Annotated in this window: 13 protein-coding genes and 1 tRNA gene; 4 read left to right on the top strand and 10 right to left on the bottom strand. The window is 66.2% G+C overall.

What is annotated here, in order from left to right:
* Nucleotides 1-142: 142 nt before the first annotated feature.
* The 7 genes from lon to ACFJIX_RS15825 all read right to left on the bottom strand — a co-directional run bounded on the left by lon (nt 143) and on the right by ACFJIX_RS15825 (nt 11,104).
* Nucleotides 143-2,569: an endopeptidase La gene (lon, locus tag ACFJIX_RS15855; protein WP_377152584.1), complete on the bottom strand. Its 2,427-nt coding sequence runs from the start codon at nt 2,567-2,569 to the stop codon at nt 143-145.
* A gap of 130 nt (nt 2,570-2,699) precedes the next feature.
* A complete protein-coding gene (clpX, locus tag ACFJIX_RS15850) occupies nt 2,700-3,968 on the bottom strand; it encodes an ATP-dependent Clp protease ATP-binding subunit ClpX (protein ID WP_067275628.1) in 1,269 nt (422 codons plus the stop codon).
* 301 nt (nt 3,969-4,269) lie between these two features.
* Entirely contained in the window at nt 4,270-4,875 is a 606-nt protein-coding gene (gene clpP, locus ACFJIX_RS15845; RefSeq protein WP_067275631.1) for an ATP-dependent Clp endopeptidase proteolytic subunit ClpP, read from the bottom strand.
* Nucleotides 4,876-5,096: 221 nt separating this feature from the next.
* Nucleotides 5,097-6,407, bottom strand: coding sequence for a trigger factor (gene tig / locus ACFJIX_RS15840; RefSeq protein WP_377152580.1), 1,311 nt, complete (start codon nt 6,405-6,407; stop codon nt 5,097-5,099).
* Between the two features lie 26 nt (nt 6,408-6,433).
* Nucleotides 6,434-6,520, bottom strand: a tRNA-Leu gene (locus tag ACFJIX_RS15835).
* Nucleotides 6,521-6,729: 209 nt separating this feature from the next.
* Entirely contained in the window at nt 6,730-9,870 is a 3,141-nt protein-coding gene (locus ACFJIX_RS15830; protein ID WP_377152577.1) for an efflux RND transporter permease subunit, read from the bottom strand.
* Between the two features lie 16 nt (nt 9,871-9,886).
* The gene (locus tag ACFJIX_RS15825) at nt 9,887-11,104 is read right to left on the bottom strand and encodes an efflux RND transporter periplasmic adaptor subunit (RefSeq protein ID WP_377152574.1); all 1,218 of its coding nucleotides are present in this window, start codon (nt 11,102-11,104) and stop codon (nt 9,887-9,889) included.
* 214 nt (nt 11,105-11,318) lie between these two features.
* On the opposite strand from ACFJIX_RS15825, the gene hpnC reads away from it, so the two are divergent.
* From hpnC to ACFJIX_RS15805, 4 genes are all read left to right on the top strand, one after another.
* Nucleotides 11,319-12,191 (top strand): squalene synthase HpnC, encoded by an 873-nt coding sequence (hpnC, locus tag ACFJIX_RS15820; RefSeq protein ID WP_377152571.1) that lies wholly within the window; start codon nt 11,319-11,321, stop codon nt 12,189-12,191.
* Nucleotides 12,188-13,084, top strand: a complete 897-nt coding sequence (gene hpnD, locus ACFJIX_RS15815) for a presqualene diphosphate synthase HpnD (RefSeq protein ID WP_377152568.1) — start codon at nt 12,188-12,190, stop codon at nt 13,082-13,084. Before hpnC ends, hpnD begins: the two co-directional genes overlap by 4 nt.
* Before the next feature lies 1 nt (nt 13,085).
* The gene (locus tag ACFJIX_RS15810; protein WP_377152566.1) at nt 13,086-14,402 is read left to right on the top strand and encodes an FAD-dependent oxidoreductase; all 1,317 of its coding nucleotides are present in this window, start codon (nt 13,086-13,088) and stop codon (nt 14,400-14,402) included.
* 88 nt (nt 14,403-14,490) lie between these two features.
* The gene (locus ACFJIX_RS15805) at nt 14,491-15,258 is read left to right on the top strand and encodes an IclR family transcriptional regulator (protein ID WP_088403548.1); all 768 of its coding nucleotides are present in this window, start codon (nt 14,491-14,493) and stop codon (nt 15,256-15,258) included.
* Between the two features lie 126 nt (nt 15,259-15,384).
* On the opposite strand, the gene pbpG is transcribed toward ACFJIX_RS15805, so the two are convergent.
* The 3 genes from pbpG to leuA all read right to left on the bottom strand — a co-directional run bounded on the left by pbpG (nt 15,385) and on the right by leuA (nt 19,957).
* Nucleotides 15,385-16,413, bottom strand: coding sequence for a D-alanyl-D-alanine endopeptidase (pbpG, locus tag ACFJIX_RS15800; RefSeq protein ID WP_377161804.1), 1,029 nt, complete (start codon nt 16,411-16,413; stop codon nt 15,385-15,387).
* A gap of 184 nt (nt 16,414-16,597) precedes the next feature.
* A complete protein-coding gene (locus ACFJIX_RS15795) occupies nt 16,598-18,139 on the bottom strand; it encodes a 2-isopropylmalate synthase (protein WP_377152562.1) in 1,542 nt (513 codons plus the stop codon).
* Between the two features lie 132 nt (nt 18,140-18,271).
* The gene (leuA, locus tag ACFJIX_RS15790) at nt 18,272-19,957 is read right to left on the bottom strand and encodes a 2-isopropylmalate synthase (RefSeq protein WP_377152560.1); all 1,686 of its coding nucleotides are present in this window, start codon (nt 19,955-19,957) and stop codon (nt 18,272-18,274) included.
* Nucleotides 19,958-20,183: the final 226 nt, after the last annotated feature.

Here is a 20,183-nt window from a genome sequence, read left to right as displayed (position 1 = left end):
TGCGCTGAAGCCGAGAGTATAGAACGGTTTTTGACGCTCTCGCAAGAGTTCGGCGACTTCTTTATGAAGATCGCCCAAGTGCCGATGTCAAAGCCCAAAGAAAAATGGCGCCCGAAGGCGCCATGTCGTGTCGAGCTCAGGCTCAGTGCTTCAAGGAGTCGCCCGCGTCAGGCTTCGGGTCCGCCACCTTCTCGGCCGGCGTCGCCGTCGCAGCGACCTCTTCCTCAGGCAAGGCCTGCGGATAGGTCTCGAGCGCCACTTCCAGCACGCGATCGATCCAGCGGACCGGCACGATCTCGAGCTGGTTCTTCACGTTCTCCGGAATGTCCTGCAGATCCTTGACGTTCTCTTCCGGAATCATGACCGTCTTGATGCCGCCGCGATGAGCCGCCAGCAGCTTTTCCTTCAAGCCGCCGATCGCCGTGACTTCGCCGCGCAGCGTGATCTCGCCGGTCATCGCCACATCTGCCCGCACCGGAATCCCGGTCAGCGCCGATACGAAGGCCGTCGTCATCGCGATGCCCGCGCTCGGACCATCCTTGGGCGTCGCACCGTCCGGCACGTGCACGTGGATATCGCGCTTCTCGAAGAGCTCATCCTTGATGCCCAGCCGGCGAGCCCGCGAACGCACCACCGTGCGCGCCGCCTCGACCGATTCCTTCATCACGTCGCCCAGCGAGCCGGTGCGGATGATGTTGCCCTTGCCCGGCATCGCGGTGGCTTCGATGGTCAGCAGATCGCCGCCCACTTCGGTCCACGCCAGACCGACCACCTGACCGACCTGGTTCTTCTTCTCCGCACGGCCGAAGTCGTACTTGCGAACGCCCAGGAATTCGTTGAGGTTGTCCTCGTTGACGACCACCTTGCTGTCGTAGGCCTTCAGCTGAAGACCCTTGACCACCTTGCGGCAGATCTTGGAGATCTCGCGCTCCAGCGACCGCACGCCGGCTTCCCGCGTGTAGTAGCGGATCACGCCGCGGATCGCGTCTTCGGTGACCTCGAGTTCCTCATCCTTCACGCCGTTGTTGCCGCGTTGCTTCGGCAGCAGGTAGCGCTGGGCGATGTTGACCTTCTCGTCCTCGGTGTAACCCGACAGACGGATCACTTCCATCCGGTCCAGCAGAGCCGGCGGGATGTTCAGCGAGTTCGACGTCGCCACGAACATCACATCGCTCAGGTCGTAGTCGACCTCGATGTAATGGTCGGCGAAAGTGTGGTTCTGCTCGGGGTCCAGCACCTCCAGCAGCGCCGACGACGGATCGCCGCGGAAGTCCATGCCCAGCTTGTCGATCTCGTCGAGCAGGAACAGCGGATTGCGCGTGCCGACCTTGCTCAGGCTCTGCAGCACCTTGCCCGGCATCGAGCCGATGTAGGTGCGGCGGTGACCGCGGATCTCCGCCTCGTCACGCACGCCGCCCAGCGCCATGCGGACGAACTTGCGGCCCGTGGCGCGCGCCACCGACTGCCCCAGCGAGGTCTTGCCCACGCCCGGAGGTCCGACCAGGCACAGGATCGGCGCCTTGACCTTGTCCACGCGCTGTTGCACCGCGAGGTACTCGAGGATGCGTTCCTTGACCTTGTCGAGGCCGTAGTGGTCCTCGTTGAGCACCGCCTCGGCATTCGCGAGGTCGTGCTTGATCTTGGTCTTCTTCGCCCACGGCAGGTTGACCAGCGTGTCGATGTAGTTGCGCACGACGGTCGCTTCCGCGGACATCGGCGACATCAGCTTGAGCTTCTTGAGCTCGGACTCGGCCTTCTTGCGCGCTTCCTTCGGCATGCGAGCAGCCTGGATCTTCTTCTCCAGCTCCTCCATGTCGGCGCCTTCTTCGCCGTCGCCCAGTTCCTTCTGGATGGCCTTGACCTGCTCGTTCAGGTAGTACTCGCGCTGGGACTTCTCCATCTGGCGCTTGACGCGGCCACGGATGCGCTTTTCCACCTGCAGGATATCGACCTCATGTTCGAGCAGGTCCAGCAGCTTCTCCAGCCGCTTGCCCACTTCGGACAGGTCCAGCACCGACTGCTTCGCATCGAGCTTGAGCGGCAGGTGCGCGGCGATCGTGTCGGCCAGGCGGCCGGCGTCGTCGATGCCGGCGATGGACGTCAGGATCTCCGGCGGGATCTTCTTGTTCAGCTTGACGTACTGGTCGAACTGCTGCGTCACGGCGCGGCGCAGGGCTTCGACCTCGGGCTGATCGTCGGCTTCGGGCGGAATGGGCACGACCTCGGCGGTGAAATGCTCTTCACCGTCCTCGATCTTGCTCGTCGTCGCGCGTTGCAGACCTTCGACCAGCACCTTCACCGTGCCGTCGGGCAGCTTCAGCATCTGCAGGATGCTGGAGACGCAACCCATCTCGAACATGTCGTCGGGCTTGGGTTCGTCCTTGCCGGCCGCCTTCTGCGCGACCAGCATGATCTGGCGCCCTGCTTCCATCGCCGCTTCCAAGGCCTTGATGGACTTGGGACGACCCACGAAGAGCGGGATCACCATGTGCGGGAACACAACCACGTCGCGCAGCGGGAGCAGCGGCAGCGTGATGGGTTCCGCGGGGAGGATCGGATGACCGGACATGAAAACCTCTCTTTCTCAAGCCCATCTAGGGCCCGAGCTACCAATTACAAGGTGCCGTTCAATAGCCTTTGAGCAATTGCTTTCCACGTGAAGTGATGGCAAGCGAATCGCCCGGGGTGTCCTCGCGACCTCAGGCGCTGGCCTTGGTTTCGCGATAGACCAGCAACGGCTTGGTGTCCTCGTCGATGTTGTGTTCGTCCAGCACGACCTTGGCGACGCTCTCGAGCGAAGGCAACTCGAACATGGTGTCGATCAGCGCATGCTCGACGATCGAGCGCAGGCCACGGGCCCCGGTCTTGCGGGCCAGCGCCTTTCGCGCGACCGCGCTCAGCGCCGACGGACGCACTTCCAGTTCCACGCCGTCCATCGAGAACAGCTGCTGGTATTGCTTGACCAGCGCGTTGCGCGGCTCGGTCAGGATCTGCACCAGCGCGTCCTCGGTCAGCTCGCCGAGCGTGGCGATCACCGGCAGACGGCCGACCAGTTCGGGGATCAAGCCGAACTTGATCAGGTCGCCCGGTTCGACTTCGCGGAACAGCTCGCCGACCTTCTTGTCGCTCTTGCTCTTGACGTCGGCGCTGAAGCCGATGCCCGAACGTTCGGAGCGGTTCTGGATGAGCTTCTCCAGGCCATCGAAGGCGCCGCCGCAGATGAACAGGATGTTGGTCGTGTCGATCTGCAGGAAGTCCTGATTCGGATGCTTGCGGCCACCCTGAGGGGGGACCGACGCCATCGTGCCTTCGACCAGCTTCAGCAGCGCCTGCTGGACGCCCTCGCCCGACACGTCGCGCGTGATCGAGGGGTTGTCCGCCTTGCGGCTGATCTTGTCGATCTCGTCGATGTAGACGATGCCGCGCTGCGCGCGCTCGACGTCGTAATTGCAGTTCTGGAGCAGCTTCTGGATGATGTTCTCGACGTCTTCGCCGACATAGCCGGCTTCGGTCAAGGTCGTCGCATCGGCGATCACGAACGGGACATTCAGGACGCGGGCCAGCGTCTGCGCCAGCAGCGTCTTGCCCGAACCGGTCGGTCCAATCAGCAGGATGTTGCTCTTGGACAGCTCGACGCCGTCCTTGGTGTCGGCCGCGTGGCGCAGCCGCTTGTAATGGTTGTAGACCGCGACGGACAGGGTGCGCTTGGCCACGTCCTGGCCGATCACGTACTGGTCGAGCGTCGTCTTGATCTCGCTGGGGACGGGCAGGTCCGACTTGCTGGCACGTCCGCCGGTCGCCGCCTCGGCGGGGACCTCGTCGCGGATGATGTCGTTGCACAGCTCGATGCACTCGTCGCAGATGAACACCGACGGGCCCGCGATCAGCTTCTTGACCTCATGCTGGCTCTTGCCGCAGAAGGAGCAATACAAGACTTTTTCGCTGGAGTTGCCTTTTTTCTCGGCCATGGGAGTGCTGCTGGGGCTGCTGAAGGGCTGCGGGGAATACAGGCAAGTGCCTGCATTGATGATAGTTCAATTGCCGGCACCACCCTTGGGGGGATAAAAGCCCCTAAGAGTGGTCAGTTGGTGCGGTCAACGGGCGGTCAGTTGACATGCGGAGCCGGCGGTTCGCTCCGCACCAGTCAGGAGACTTCCCGATCTTGAGAAATCTCCTGCTCGGAAGCGGCGGCGGAGGGCGGGGGAAGACAAGCGGCGCCCCTCAGGGACGCCGCTACAAGCCGGAAGTGAACCGGTCCCCGATCCGCGATCAGCGCTTCTCGATGACCTTGTCGATCAGGCCGTAGGTGGCCGATTCGGCGGCCGACATGAAGTAGTCACGCTCGGTGTCCGCCTGGATCTTTTCCAGGCTCTGCCCGGTGCGTTCGGCCAGGATGCGGTTCAACTGCTCGCGGGTCTTGAGGATCTCACGGGCGTGGATCTCGATGTCGGTGGCCTGACCCTGGGCGCCGCCCAGCGGCTGGTGGATCATGATCTTGGAGTTCGGCAGCGCGAAGCGCTTGCCCTTCTCGCCCGCGGCCAGCAGGAACGCGCCCATCGACGCGGCCATGCCCATGCACAGCGTCGAGACCGACGGCTTGATGAACTGCATCGTGTCGTAGATCGACATCCCGGCCGAGACGCTGCCGCCCGGCGAGTTGATGTACAGCGAGATCTCCTTCTCGGGGTTCTCGCTCTCCAGGAACAGCAGCTGCGCCACCACCAGGTTGGCGACGGCATCGTTCACCGGGCCGACCAGGAAGACGATGCGCTCGCGCAGCAGGCGGCTGTAGATGTCGTAGGCGCGCTCGCCGCGGCCCGACTGTTCGATGACGATGGGCACCATGCCCAGGTTGCTGGTTTCAAGCGCGCTCATGAAATCCTCTGATGTGGTTCGAGATCACGACAAACCATTATGTCGTGCGCTCCATCCCCTGACCGTGCGAGGGTTCCCTCCCGGGAGGGCCCCACCCGACGGTAGCGCCGGGGAAAGAAAAAGGCGCCGGCCTTTCGGCCTGGCGCCTTACTTGGCGATGAGTTTGCGGCGAATCAAGAGCAACGCCGAAAAAGCCCGCGCCAAAGCAGCGTGTCCGCGGATCAGGCCGTGGCCATCAGCTCGTCGAACGGCAGTTGCTTGTCGGTGATCTTGGCCTTGCCCAGGATGAAGTCGGTGACGTTGTTCTCGATCACGACGGCTTCGACCTCGGCCATGCGCTCGCGGTCCGACAGGTACCAGCGCACGACTTCCGCCGGCTTCTCGTAGCTCTGCGAGATCTCTTCGATGTGGGCCTGCAGTTGCTCGGGCTTGGCCTGCAGGTTCTGCGAGCGGACCAGTTCGGCCACGACGAGGCCCAGGCGCACGCGCTTCTCGGCTTGATCGTTGAACAGCTCGGCGGGGATCGGGGCCTTGTCGGCGTCCTTGATGCCGCGCTTCTTCAGGTCTTCGCGGGCGTTGGCGACCATGCGCTCGGCTTCGCCGGCGATCAGCGACTTGGGCACGTCCAGCTCGGCCTTGCCGACCAGCGCGTCCATCGCGGCGCCCTTGTTCTTGGCCAGCACGCGGAACTTCACTTCGCGCTCGAGGTTCTTCTTGATGTCGGCGCGCAGGGCCTCGACCGTGCCTTCCTTGATACCCAGGGCCTTGGCGAACGATTCGTTCACTTCGGGCAGGTGCTGGGCCTCGATCTTCTTGACCGTGACCAGGAAGTCGGCTTCCTTGCCGGCGACGTCCTTGCCGTGATAGTCGGCGGGGAACGCGAGCGGGAAGGTCTTCGATTCGCCGGCCTTCATGCCGCGCACGGCCTTCTCGAAAGCCTCGAGCATCTGGCCTTCGCCCAGCAGGAACTGGAACGCGTCGGCCTTGCCGCCGGCGAAGGGTTCGCCATCGATCTTGCCTTCGAAGTCGATGGTGATGCGGTCGCCGTCGGCGGCCACGTCCGCGGCACCACGCTGGGCGAACGAACGGCGCTGCTTGCGCAGGATCTCGACGGTCTTGTCGATGGCTTCATCGGTCACGTCAGCGGCGACGCGCTCGATCTCGGCCTCGGCCAGATCGGCAATCTTCACTTCCGGGTAGACCTCGAAGGTCGCGTCGAAGGCCAGCTGGCCTTCGGCCGCTTCGTCCTTCTGGGCGATGCTGGGCATGCCGGCGACGCGCAGCTTGGCCTCGTTGGCGGCGGCGCTGAAGGCCTCGCCCAGCTTGTCGTTGACGACTTCGTACTGGACCTGCGCGCCGTAGCGCTGCGCCACGAACGACATCGGCACCTTGCCGGGACGGAAACCGTCGGCCTTGACCGTGCGGGCCAGCTTCTTCAGGCGCGACTCGACTTCGGAGTTGATGTCAGTGGCCGCCAGCGTGAGCGTGATGCGGCGTTCGAGCTTTTCGAGAGTTTCGACGGTGACAGCCATAGTGGACTCGGAATCAGTTGAGAGTGTGGTGCGCGGGGCCGGACTCGAACCGGCACGCCCGTGAAGGCGTCAGGACCTAAACCTGGTGCGTCTACCAATTTCGCCACCCGCGCCGGGTGAACTGAGGTCGTCGCGATCGCTGCGCACAGTCCTGCGCGACGGCCCCTTGGTAATTCATGAAGCGAAGGAAGAGCCCAGGGCCCGCCCTCCGCGATCCGGAAAACCGGCGATTGTAATCAAGGAATCGATGCTTTCCGACGCACCCCCGCCCGTCCCGGGCGGGGGAAACCCCCTGCGAGGTCGGTGCGGGGTCAGTGCGCGATCAATGCGTGGACGGCGCGATGCCGGCGTCCTTGTCCCGCTCGACGCGGAACCAGGCCGCGTACATCGCCGGCAGCGCCAGCAGCGTCAGCACGGTGGCCACGATCAGGCCGCCCATGATCGCCACCGCCATCGGGCCCCAGAACACGCTGCGAGACAGCGGCACCATCGCCAGGACGGCGGCCGCTGCAGTCAGGGCGATCGGGCGCAGACGACGCACGGCGGACTCGACGATCGCCTGGGCCGGGGGGACGCCGCGACTGCGGTCCTGCTCGATCTGGTCGATCAGGATGACCGAGTTCCGCTGGATCATGCCCATCAGCGCGATGACGCCCAGCAGCGCGACGAAGCCGAACGGACGGTTCAGGATCAGCAGCGCCGCGGACACGCCGGCGATGCCGAGGAAGCCGGTCAGGAAGGCCAGCATGGCGCGCGAGAAGCTGTGCAGCTGCAGCATCAGCAGCGTGAAGGTGATGAACAGCATGATCGGCACGCCGGCCGCGATCGAACCGGTGCCCTTGCTGCTCTCCTCAACCGCGCCGGCGATCGAGATCGAGTAGCCGGGCGGCATCTCCTTCTGCATCGCGTCGAGCGCGGGCCAGAGCTGGTTCGTCACGGTCGCGCCCTGCAGGCCCTCGATGACATCGCCTTGCACGGTGATCGCGAACTGGCGGCTCTCGCGGTGCATCACGCCGGGCTCCCAGGTGAATTGGGGCTTGGCGATCTGCGTCAGCGGCACCGAGCGGCCGGAGGCCGTCGGCACGTAGGCGTTGGCGAGTTCGGACAGCGTGTCGCGCTCCTGCACGGGCTGACGCAGGACGATGTCGATCAGCCGGTCGGCCTCGCGGTACTGCGCCACCGTCGTGCCGGTCACCAGGATGCGCGCCGCCTGCGCGATGCTCTGGCTGGTCACGCCCAGCGCGCGCGCCTTGTCCTGGTCGACCTGAAGCCGCAGGACCTTGATGGCCTCGTTCCAGTTGTCGTTGACGCCCACCATGTTGGGATTGGCGCGCATCTGCTCCTTGGCGCGATCGGCGTAGATCCGCAGCTGCGCGGGATCATCGCCGGCGATGCGGAACTGCACCGGGTACGGCACCGGCGGCCCGTTGGGCAGCAGTTTCACGCGGCCGCGCACCTCGGAGAACTCCTGGGCCAGGATCTGCGGCAACTTGTGGCGCAAGGTCTCGCGGTCGGCCAGCGACTTCGGCAGGATGATGGCCTGGCTGACGTTGGTGTTGGGCAGGATCTGGTCCAGCGGCAGGTAGAAGCGCGGCACACCCGAACCGACCCAGGTCGCGATGCTGCCCACCAGCGGCTCCTTGGCCATGCGGGCCTCGAAGCGCTTGGCGATGACGTTGCTCTCCTCGATGGTGGCGCCTTCTGGCAGCCACAGGTCGACGAGGATCTCCGGCCGGCTCGAGTCCGGGAAGAACTGCTGCTGCACCTTGCCCATGCCGGCCAGGCCGAGCACGAACACCAGGATCGTCAGGCCAATGGTCTTCCAGCGGTTGAACACGCACCACGCGACCCAGCGGCGGAAGCGGTTGTAGAACGGCGTATCGAAGACCTCGTGCGCCTCGCCCTCGTGGCCGGCGCGGGTTTTCAGCAGCAGCGCGCCGAGGTAGGGCACGAAGTACACCGACACGATCCACGAGATCACCAGCGCCGCCGCGGTCACCGCGAAGATGGCGTAGGTGTACTCGCCGACGGTGGACTTCGCCAGGCCGATCGGCAGGAAGCCGACCGCGGTGATCAGCGTGCCGGTCAGCATCGGCTTGGCGGTGGCGTCGTAGGCGTACGTCGCCGCGTGCATCTTGTCGTAGCCCTCCTCGAGCTTGCGCACCATCATCTCGACGGCAATGATGGCGTCGTCGACGAGCAGGCCGAGCGCGATGATCAGCGACCCCAGCGAGATCTTGTGCAGCCCCACGCCGGCGTAGAGCATCACCACGAAGGTGATCGCCAGCACCAGCGGGATCGTGATGCCCACGACCAGCCCCGGCCACACGTCGATGCGCAGCGGCTTGGTGTGCAGGCCCAGGGCGATGAAGCTCACACCCAGCACGACGATGACGGCCTCGATCAGCACGTGCACGAACTCGCCCACGGAGCTCTTCACGGCGCTCGGCTGGTCCTGGATCTGTTGCAGCGTGATGCCGGCGGGCAGTTGCTGCTGGAGCCGCTTGACGCTGGTCTGCAGCGCCTTGCCCAGCGCGATGATGTCGCCGCCCTTGCCCATCGACACGCCCAACGCGACGACCTGCTTGCCGTTGAAGCGGACCATCGTCGTCGCCGGATCGACGTAGCCGCGGCGGACCTTGGCGATGTCGCCCAGGCGGATGCTGCTGGCCACGCCGGTCTGCGTATTGGTGCCGCGAATCGGGAATTCGCTCAGCGCCTGGACCGAGTTGAGCTGCCCTTCGATGCGGATCTGCACGTTGGCACTGCCGGCGTTCATCGTGCCGGCGCTCTCGACCGCGTTCTGCGCGTTGAGCTGCGACACCACCTGGTTGAAGTCCAGGCCCAGTTCGGCCAGCCGCTTCTGCGAGATCTCGATGAACAGCTTCTCCGCCTGGACACCAAACAGATCCACCTTGGCCACGTCCTGCACGCGCAGCAGCTCGGAGCGGACCGCCTCGGCCTGCTGGCGCAGTTCCTCGATCGAGAAACCGCCGTCGGACGACAGCGCGAAGATCGAGCCGTAGACGTCGCCGAATTCATCGTTGAAGAACGGTCCCAGCACGCCCTGCGGCAGCGTGGCCTTCAGGTCGCCGATCTTCTTGCGGACCGTGTACCAGAGCTGCGGCACCTCGGTCGGCGCGGTGTTGTCCTTCACCTGAAAGATGGTGAGGGACTCCCCCGGCTTGGTGTAGCTGCGGATCTTGTCGGCGTGCGGCACCTCCTGCAGGGTGCGTTCGATCTTGTCGGTGACCTGTTCCGCCATCTGCTGCGGCGTCGCGCCGGGCCAGTAGGCCTGCACGACCATCGCGCGGAAAGTGAACGGCGGGTCTTCGTCCTGGCCCAGCTGGAAGTAGGCGGCGAAGCCCAGCACCATCAGCACCACCATCAGGTAGCGCGTCAGCGGGGCATGCTCCAGCGCCCAGCGCGAGAGGTTGAAACCGGCGCGGCTCGGGTTGCTCATTCAGGGCTCCCGAGGATCAGCGCGAAGCAGTCGGAGCCGGCGCGGGCGCTGCGCCCTCGGTCGGCGTGCCCGGCGGGACGAAGCGCTTGACCTTCTGCCCCGGCGTCAGCACGTGGCCGCCGGCGGTCACGACCTCCATGCCGGGCGACAGGCCCTGCACGACCAGTTCGTTGCCTTCGGCGCCGACGACAGTCACCGCCTGCGGGCGTACCGCCATCGTCTTCGGGTCGAGCAGCAGCACGGAACTCTTGCCCTGTACTTCCATCACGGCACTCAACGGAAGCTTGATCGCGTTGTCCGACGGCGCGCCGGTCAGCACCACCGTCGCGGTCTGCCCGAGGTGCACGTTCTGGCTGTTCAGTTCGGCTTTCACCAGGAAGGTCCGCGTCACCGGATCGGCGGCGGCGGCCAGTTCACGCAGCTTGATCGGCTGCGCGTCGGCCTTGGTATCGGTCCAGAGGCGGACCTTCAGGCCGTCCGGACGCGCGGCGGCGGCGCGTACCAGCGCGACCTGGTCTTCGGAGACGGAGAACACGATGTCCCGCGGCCCATCGTTGGCCACGCGCACGACCGGCGTGCCGGCGGCCACGACCATGCCGGGCTCCGCGTCGACGCCGGTGACGACACCGGCCGCATCGGCGATCAGGCTCGAGTACTGCGCCTGGTTGCGCTGCACGTCGGACTGGGCACGGGCCGATTCGAACTGCGCCTGCGCGGCCTTGAAGGCGGCGTCGCGGCGATCCAGTTCGGCGGCGCTGATGAAGCCCTGCTTGTGGAGGTCGATGTAGCGCTTGTAGTCCGCGCCCAGTTGGTCGCGGTTGACACGCGCCGCCAGCACGTTGGACTTGGCGGCTTCTTGCGCCAGCACCAGGTCCGAGCTGTCGATCCGCGCCAGCACCTGCCCGGGCTTGACCACCGATCCCAGGTCCACCTTGCGCTCGAGGATCTTGCCGGCGACGCGGAAGGACAGCCGTGATTCGACCCGGGCCCGCACTTCAGCCGCGAACTCGCGTTGGAGACCGGCCGATTGCGGCGTCAGCACCAGCGTGCGCACATAGCGCTCCGGCTCCGGCGGCGGGGCCTGCTTGCCGCAGGCGGCCAGCACGGCCATGGCGGCGATCGCGGCGGTCGCCGACAGCCACGTCGACAGGCGTCCCCAGGAACCGGCGAAGGCGGATTCGGACACGGCGCCGGACGTTCCGGCGGACAGGGACACAAGAGACCGTTGGGGCATGAACACCTCGACAAAGCCACGACGCCCGACCTCGGGCATCGGAGTAACTGACTGACTGGTCAGTAATGTATTCAGCGTGTCCGAACGTGTCAAACCGACGGCGTACGGTTCACCGGGGTACTGCTCGTGGTCTGCGGAGATTGACGTCCTCGGCGAACAGCGCGTGGTTCGGGACGTCAGGTTGACGCAAACGACATCGCCCGCTCAGCGGAGAATGCCGCCCGTGAGCATAGAGCACTACGAAAACTTTCCTGTCGCTTCCTGGCTGAGCCCGCCGGCCTTGCGTCCCGCGATCATGGCGATCTACCGGTTCGCCCGGACGGCCGACGACCTGGCCGATGAAGGCGATGCGACGCCCTCGCGGCGTCTGCGCGACCTGGCCGACTATCGCGCCGACCTCCGTGCCATCGCCGCCGGCCAAGCGCCCTCTCCCCGCTGGGCGGCACGCGTGTTCGCGCCGCTGGGACGCGTCCTGGTCCAGTACCGCCTGCCGGTGCCGCTGCTGGAGGATCTCCTCGATGCCTTCGAGCAGGACCTCGTGAAAACCGATTACGCGACCCGCGCCGAGTTGCTCGATTACTGCCGCCGCTCGGCCAACCCGGTCGGGCGCCTGCTGCTGCACCTGTACGGCATCGATGACGTCGAGTCGCTGCGGCGCTCCGATGCGATCTGCTCGGCGCTGCAACTGATCAACTTCTGGCAAGACTTCACCGTCGACGGTCCACGCGGCCGGATCTATGCGCCACTGGAGGACCGCCGGCGTCACGGCGTCGAGGGACAGGACCTGCTGTCGCTGCGCGACAGCCCGGCGGCCCGTGCGCTGATCGCGGAACTCTGTGATTGGGCCTGCGACTTGATGGCCGAAGGTGCGCCGCTGGCCCGCCGGATTCCGGGCCGGGCCGGTTGGGAGCTGCGCTTGGTGGTACAAGGCGGCCTCCGCATCCTCGACAAGCTGGCATCGAACCGTTTCGACGCCTTGCTGCGACGGCCGACGATCGGTGCATCCGACGCGCCGCTCCTGCTGTGGCGCGCGATGACGATGCCGGCAGACCGTACGAACACACGCCGCGAAGGGACGGCGCGATGAGCACCAAGACCGACAAGACCTCCGACCCGACGACCGCCGGCGCTTCCACGCCGGAGCAGTACGTCCAGCAGAAGGCCGCCGCGAGCGGCTCGAGCTTCTATTACGCGTTCCTCTTCCTGCCGCCGCCGCGCCGCGCGGCGATCACCGCCTTCTACGCGTTCTGCCGCGAGGTCGACGATGTGGTCGATGAGGTGTCCGATCCGGGCGTCGCCGCGACCAAGCTGGCCTGGTGGCGCAAGGAAGCCATGAGCGCCTTCAACGGCCAGCCCTCGCATCCGGCGATGAGAGCGCTGATGCCGCACGTCAAGGACTACGACATCCGCGTCGAGCACCTGCTCGCGGTCATCGACGGCTGCCAGATGGACCTGGAGCAGACGCGCTACCTCGACTACCCCGGCCTGCAACGCTATTGCCACCTGGTGGCGGGCGTGGTGGGCGAGGTGGCATCGGGCATCTTCGGCCGCACGGATCCCGGCACCATCGCCTACGCCCACAAGCTGGGCCAGGCGATGCAGCTCACCAACATCATTCGCGACGTCGGCGATGACGCGCGACGGGGTCGCATCTACCTGCCGGTGAGCGAGCTGCAGCAGTTCGACGTGAAGGCGCACGAGATCCTCAAGCGCGACGCGCCCTGGGGCTACAGCGACCGTTTCACCGCGCTGATGAAGTTCCAGGCGAACCGCGCGCATGCGCTGTACGACGAGGCGGTGGCGCTGCTGTCCGATACCGACCGCAAGGCGCAGAAGCCGGGGCTCATGATGGCCAACATCTACCGCACTCTGCTGCGCGAGATCGAGGCGGAGAATTTCCAGGTCCTGCACCAGCGCATCGCGCTGACGCCGCTGCGCAAGCTGTGGATCGCGATGAAGACGAACTGGCGCGGGCGCTGACGTGACTCGCTTGGCCGTCATCGGCGGCGGTTGGGCGGGGCTCGCCGCGGCTGTCGAAGCCGTCTCGCTGGGCGCCTCGGTCACGCTGTTCGAGATGGCGCCCACGCTCGGCGGGCGGGCGCGCAGCCTGGAAGGCATCGAGCCCACGCTCGACAACGGGCAGCACATCCTGATCGGCGCCTACACGGACACGCTGGCGCTGATGCGACGCGTCGGCGGAGATCCCGACCTCGACCTGCTCCGCATGCCACTGCGGCTGCGTTATCCCGATCGCGAGACGCTCCGGCTCCCGCCAGGGCCGCCCACCCTCGCCTTCTTGCGCGGCGTGATGGGCTGCGCGGCGTGGTCGCTGCGGGACCGGCTGCGCTTCCTGATGACAAGCAGCCTGTGGACGATGCGGGGCTTCCGCTGTGCTCCGACGCTGACGGTCGCCCAGCTCTGCGCCGGGCTCCCTCGCACCGTGCGTGACGACCTGATCGATCCGCTGTGCGTCGCCGCGCTGAACACGCCGTCCAGCCAGGCCAGCGCGCAGGTCTTCCTGCGGGTGCTCAAGGACGCGCTGTTCAGCGGCCCGGGGAGCGCGGACCTGCTGCTGCCCCGGCGCGGACTGGGCGCGCTGCTCCCGACACCCGCGCGCGCGTGGCTGCTGTCGCGTGGCGCGGAGATCCGCACGCAGCGAGTCCAGCAACTCGACGCGGAGGGACGGCGCTGGGTCGTCGACGGCGACGCCTTCGACGCGGTCATCGTGGCCTGCACGTCCGTCGAGGCGTCACGGCTTACCCGCGATCTGGCACCGCACTGGAGCGCGGCCGCCGGTGCGTTCGAGTTCCAGCCCATCGTCACCATCTACCTGGAGAGCATGGGGTCGGCGCTGCCGGCGCCGATGGTCGCGCTGCGCGAATCGGCGACAGAGCCCGCCCAGTTCGCCTTCGATCTGGGCCAGCTGGGCCAGCATCCGGGACTGTTCAGCCTGGTCGTCAGCGGCGCCGCGCCATGGGTCGCCCAAGGTTTGGATGCCACCGGCGCCGCGGCGCTGACGCAGGCCCGGGAACATTTCCGATGGGCGACGCCACCGCGGATCGTTGCGCGTGCTCAGCGAGAAGCGAGCGACCTTCGCCTGCACACCGGGACTGACCCGCCCCGACCCAACGATCGCTCCCGGGGTCTGGGCTGCCGGCGACTACCTGGCCGGGCCCTATCCCGCGACACTCGAAGGCGCCGTGCGCAGCGGACTGTTCGCGGCTCGTTCCGCAATGCGGCAATCCATCGGCGGCGCTTCCTCCTGACGCCCGTCACCGCCCGGTCCGCGCACCGCTGATGGGCAAAAACGACGGATTGCGCCCTCTGGAGGCCCCTCTCGGTTTCGCCATGCAAAACCGGGGAGAAATCCTTCACAATCGTCCGCCATGAAGTCCAAGGAGTTGCAGACCCCCGCCATCCAGGTCCTCGAGCGCACTTTCGCGCTGCTGGACGTTCTGGCCCAGCATCAGGACCCCGTGTCGCTGAAGTTGATCAGCGAGACGACGGGCCTGCACCCGTCGACCGCACACCGCATCCTGAACGACCTGACCTTGGGACGTTTCGTGGACCGGCCCGAAGCCGGCAGTTACCGGCTGGGCATGCGACTGCTGGAACTCGGCAACCTGGTGAAGGCGCGACTGGACGTCCGCGAGGCCGCGATCGGCCCGATGCGGGAACTCCACAAGCTGACCCACCAGCCCGTCAACCTGTCGGTGCGGCAGGGGGATGAGATCGTCTACATCGAGCGGACCTACTCCGAACGCAGCGGCATGCAAGTCGTGCGCGCGGTAGGCGGCCGGGCGCCGTTGCACCTGACGTCGGTGGGCAAACTCTTCCTGGCGAGCGACGATCCCCAGCGCGTGCGCGCGTATGCCACGCGCACCGGCCTCTCCGGCCATACACGCAACAGCCTGACCGAGATCACCCTGCTCGAGCGTGAAATGGCGCTGGTGCGCCAGCGCGGCGTCGCGCGCGACGATGAAGAACTCGAACTCGGCGTTCGCTGCATGGCCGCAGGCATCTACGACGACCAAGGCAAGCTGGTGGCCGGCCTGTCGATTTCGGCACCCGCGGACCGGCTGGAGGAAGGCTGGTTGCCCCGACTGAAAGAGACGGCGACGCGGATCTCGGCCTCGCTCGGCTTCCGGGGCTGAGTTGGCGGAGCGGGGCCAACCCGGCAGCCGTCGTTGACAGTGCGGACCGGAAACGACGGGCAGGGTTTGAGGCGGAAATGACGAAGCGGGCGCAAGGCCCGCTTCTTTCATTGCAGGAACGGCTATTTACTTGGCCGAGATCACCGGAGTGAGTGCCGTCGCGCTGACAGCCGCCGGCGTTGCCACGGCCGCCAGCGGCGACGCGGCTCCCGTCAGCCACTTGCGCACACGCTCGGCGTCGCCGATGCGTGAGTACTTCCCGGCGGAATCCAGGAACACCATGATCAGCTTGCGACCGGCGAGCTGGGCCTGCATCACCAGGCACTGGCCAGCCTCGTTGATGAAGCCGGTCTTCTGCAGGCCGATGTCCCAGTCGCCCTTGCGGACCAGTCCGTTCGTCGTGCCAAAACGCACCTGCTTGCGACCCAGCGCGACGGTGTACTCGGACGAGGTCGACAGCTCGCGGATCAGCGGGAACGCGTGCGCCACCTTGACCAGCTTGGCAAGATCGGCAGCGCTCGACTGGTTGCGGCTGGACAGGCCGGTCGGCTCGACGTAATGCGTGTCCATCATGCCCAGCATGTGGGCCTTGGCGTTCATCGCCGCGACGAAGGTCTCCAGGCCGCCCGGGTAGCTGCGTCCGAGCGCATGCGCCGCGCGGTTCTCCGAGGACATCAGCGCCAGATGCAGCAGTTCACCGCGCGTCAGCGTCGTACCGACCGTCAGGCGGGAGCCGGTGAACTTCTCGGTGTCCTTGTCCTCGTCGGTGATCTCGATCTTGTCGTCGAGCGATTGGTTCGCCTCGACGACCAGCAGCGCGGTCATCAGCTTGGTGATCGACGCGATCGGCAGCACCGCCGACGGGTTCTTCGAGAACAGGACCTCGTTGGTGTCCTGGTCGACGACGTAGGCGACGCTGGATTTCAGGTCGAGGGGATCTTCGGTGTCGTGCAGGCCGTACATCGTCCCGAAGGACGGTTTGGACGGGACGACTTCCCGGATTGGGGCTGCCGCGCGGGCAGCCACCTTGCGCGGAGAGCGGGGGGCCGGCTTGGCCTGCCGCACGCTCTTCACCTTGGCTTTGGAGGACGACGAGGTAGCCGCCTGCGCCGATTGAATCGGCGCGAGACTGGCGGTCAAGCCCGTCAGCAACATGACGCCGCTGAGCGCGGCACCAGACAGCAATGTCGCAATGGTCTTCAATCCAGTCCCCAGGTCAGTGGGCGCGAGTGTAGGGGATCGCTGAAAGACCGGCAAGATCAATGACTTAACGCAGGCTCTTAAAGTACCTGAATCCGTGCCATCCGACGCGCCCAAGGGCTCCGCGTGCGTTGTCCTGTCAACCTTGGGCGGCGACCCGCTCCGTCTTGCTCTGCAACTTGTTCAGAGCGCTCAAATATGCTTTGGCCGAGGCGACCACGATATCGGGATCTGCCCCCACGCCGTTCACCACGCGCCCCGCATGTTGCAGGCGCACCGTGACTTCGCCCTGCGATTCTGTGCTGCCGCTGGTGATCGCGCTGACCGAATACAGCAGCATTTCCGCCCCACTTTGGACCTTGCTCTCGATCGCCTTGAGCACCGCGTCCACCGGGCCGTTGCCATCGCTCTCGGTGCGGTGTTCGATCTCGCCCTCGGCAAAGACCACCTGCGCCTGCGGCCGCTCACCGGTCTCGGAGCGCTGCGCCAGCGCCACCAGCCGGTAATGCTCCTGGAGTTGGGAGACCGACTCGTCCATCACCAGCGCGATGATGTCCTCGTCGAAGATCTCGGACTTGCGGTCGGCCAGATCCTTGAACCGGACGAAGGCGGCGTTGATCTCGGCCTCCGACTCCAGCACCACACCCAGTTCCTGCAACCGCTGCTTGAACGCATTGCGGCCGGACAGCTTGCCCAACACGATCTTGTTGGCACTCCAGCCGACGTCCTCGGCGCGCATGATCTCGTAGGTGTCGCGGGCCTTCAGCACGCCGTCCTGATGGATGCCCGACGCATGTGCGAAGGCATCGGCACCGACCACCGCCTTGTTCGGCTGGATCACAAAACCGGTGGTCTGCGAGACCAGCCTCGACGCCGGGACGATCTGCGACGGATCCACCCGAACGTCCAGGCCGAAGTAGTCGCGACGGGTCTTCACCGCCATCACGACCTCTTCCAGCGAGCAATTGCCGGCCCGCTCGCCCAGGCCGTTGATGGTGCACTCCACCTGGCGCGCGCCGCCGATCTTCACGCCGGCCAGCGAGTTCGCCACCGCCATGCCCAGGTCGTTGTGGCAGTGGACGCTCCAGATCGCCTGGTCGGAGTTCGGCACGCGCTCGCGCAGCGTCTTGATGAACTGGCCGTAAAGCTCCGGGATCGCGTAGCCGACCGTGTCGGGGATGTTGATCGTGCGAGCGCCCTCGCGGATCACCGCCTCGACGACGCGGGCGAGGAACTCCGGATCGGAGCGGTAGCCGTCCTCCGGCGAGAACTCGATATCGTCGGTCAGGTTGCGGCCGAAGCGCACGGCCTGGATCGCCTGCTCCAGCACCTGCTCGCGGGTCATGCGCAGCTTCTTCTCCATGTGGAGCTCGCTGGTCGCGATGAAGGTGTGGATGCGGGCGCGCGCAGCCCCCTTGAGCGCCTCGGCGGCGCGGGCGATGTCGCGGTCGTTCGCGCGAGCCAGCGAGCAGACCGTGCTGTCGCGGATCGCGTCGGCAATCGCCTTGACCGCCTCGAAATCGCCCTGGCTCGCCGCTGCGAAGCCGGCCTCGATCACGTCCACCTTCAGCCGCTCCAACTGACGCGCAATGCGCAGCTTCTCGTCCCTGGTCATGGACGCGCCGGGCGATTGCTCACCGTCGCGCAGCGTGGTGTCGAAGATGATCAAGTGGTCGGACATGTCGGGGCTTCCTTGCGGTGGCGGGCCGCGGGCCGGAGCGGCCCGATCAGCGAGTTTAGGCGGCGAGCGCGGCGCACGAGTGAGACGCCCTCATGAGACGTCCGAGGGCGGCGCGGGGGCCGCCCCGGTCCCTCACACGGCGACGCGGTCGGCGAGCTTGAGCACGCCGCGTTGCGACGCACGACGCAGGCCGGAGACGATCGCCTTCAGCGAGGCCGACGCGATGTTGCCGTCCATGCCGACACCGAACAGCGTCGCGTCGCCGACGCGCAGCTCCAGGTAAGCCACCGCCTGGGCATCGGCGCCGCTACCCATCGCGTGCTCGTGGTAGTCGAGCACCCGCACCTGGGTCTTCAGCAGCTTGTTCAAGCCCTCGACGAAGGCGTCGATCGGACCCTTGCCCTGTCCGTCGATCTTGACCATGCGGACGCACAGGTCCGCCTGCGCCTGCACGCGGGTCTGGCCGTCCTCGGCGGTATCGATCTGCGGATGCAGCGACGGCGCCTGCTTCACGCCGTATTCGCGGTCGAAGATGCGCCACAGGTCGGCCGCGCCGAGTTCCTTGCCGTTGGTGTCCATCACGCCCTGGACGATCTGGCTGAACTCGATCTGCAGGCGACGCGGCAGCTCGATGCCGTACTCGGCCTCGAGCAGGTACGAGATGCCGCCCTTGCCCGACTGGCTGTTGACGCGGATCACCGCCTCGTAGCTGCGGCCCAGGTCCTTCGGGTCGACTGGCAGATAGGGGATCTCCCAGATGTCGCCCTCCTTGCGGGCGGCAAAGGCCTTCTTGATCGCATCCTGGTGCGAACCCGAGAACGAGGTGTAGACCAGTTCACCGACGTACGGATGGCGCGGATGCACCGGCAACTGGTTGCAGTGCTCGACGCAGCGGCGGATCTCGTCGATGTCGGAGAAGTCCAGTTCCGGATGCACGCCTTGCGTGTAGAGGTTGAGCGCGACGTTCACCAGGTCCAGGTTGCCGGTGCGCTCACCGTTGCCGAAGAGGCAGCCTTCGAGGCGATCCGCGCCGGCCATGATCGAGAGTTCGGCGGCAGCCGTGCCGGTGCCTCGATCGTTGTGCGGATGTACCGACAGTACGATGCAGTCGCGTCGTTCGACGTTGCGGCCCATCCACTCGATCATGTCGGCGAACAGGTTCGGCGTGGAGTGCTCGACCGTCGACGGCAGGTTGATGATGATCTTGCGCTCCGGGGTGGCGCCCCAGGCCTCGGTCACCGCGTCCACGACGCGCTTGGAGAAACTCAACTCGGCGCTGGAGAACATCTCCGGCGAGTACTCGAAGCGGAAATCCGTCTCCGGCTGCTTCTCGGCGAACTCACGGATCATCCGCGTGTGGGTGACGGCCAGGTCGACGATCTCGTCCTCGCTCATGCCGAGCACGACGCGGCGCATGACCGGAGCAACCGCGTTGTACAGATGGACGACGGCGCGCTTGGCGCCGACCAGCGATTCGAAGGTCCGTTCGATCAACGGTTGGCGCGCCTGCGTCAGCACCTGGATCGTCACGTCGTCCGGAATGTGGCCCTGCTCGATCAGCAGCCGCACGAAGTCGAAGTCGGTCTGCGACGCCGAGGGGAAGCCGACCTCGATCTCCTTGAAGCCGATCTTCACCAGCATCTGGAACATGCGCAGCTTGCGCTCCGGATCCATCGGCTCGATCAGCGCCTGGTTGCCATCGCGCAGGTCGGTGCTCAGCCACAGCGGCGCCTTCGTGATCTGCACGTCGGGCCAGCGGCGGTCCGGAAGGGCGATGGGGGCGAAGGCGCGGTACTTGGTCTGCGGTTGCTTGAGCATGAGAGCGTTCCTGTGGGTTCAGGGGCGCAACTCGCAGACTCTCCAGAAACAGGAACGGCCCGTTGCGAGTTGCATTCGGGCCGTTGATCTGGGATGAGCGTCTGGATGGACGGACGTGCGCGATCTAGCGAACCCGAAGGTCACCTAGTAGTAGCAGCGCAATTCGGGCCGGGGACGTCATAGCTGTTGAATATAGAGGCGCTGCCTATGCAGCGTCAACGTCAGT

The organism is Roseateles sp. UC29_93 (assembly GCF_042695725.1).
Classification (GTDB): Bacteria; Pseudomonadota; Gammaproteobacteria; order Burkholderiales; family Burkholderiaceae_C; genus Roseateles; species Roseateles noduli_A.
This window is presented reverse-complemented; position numbering and strand designations above follow the sequence as displayed.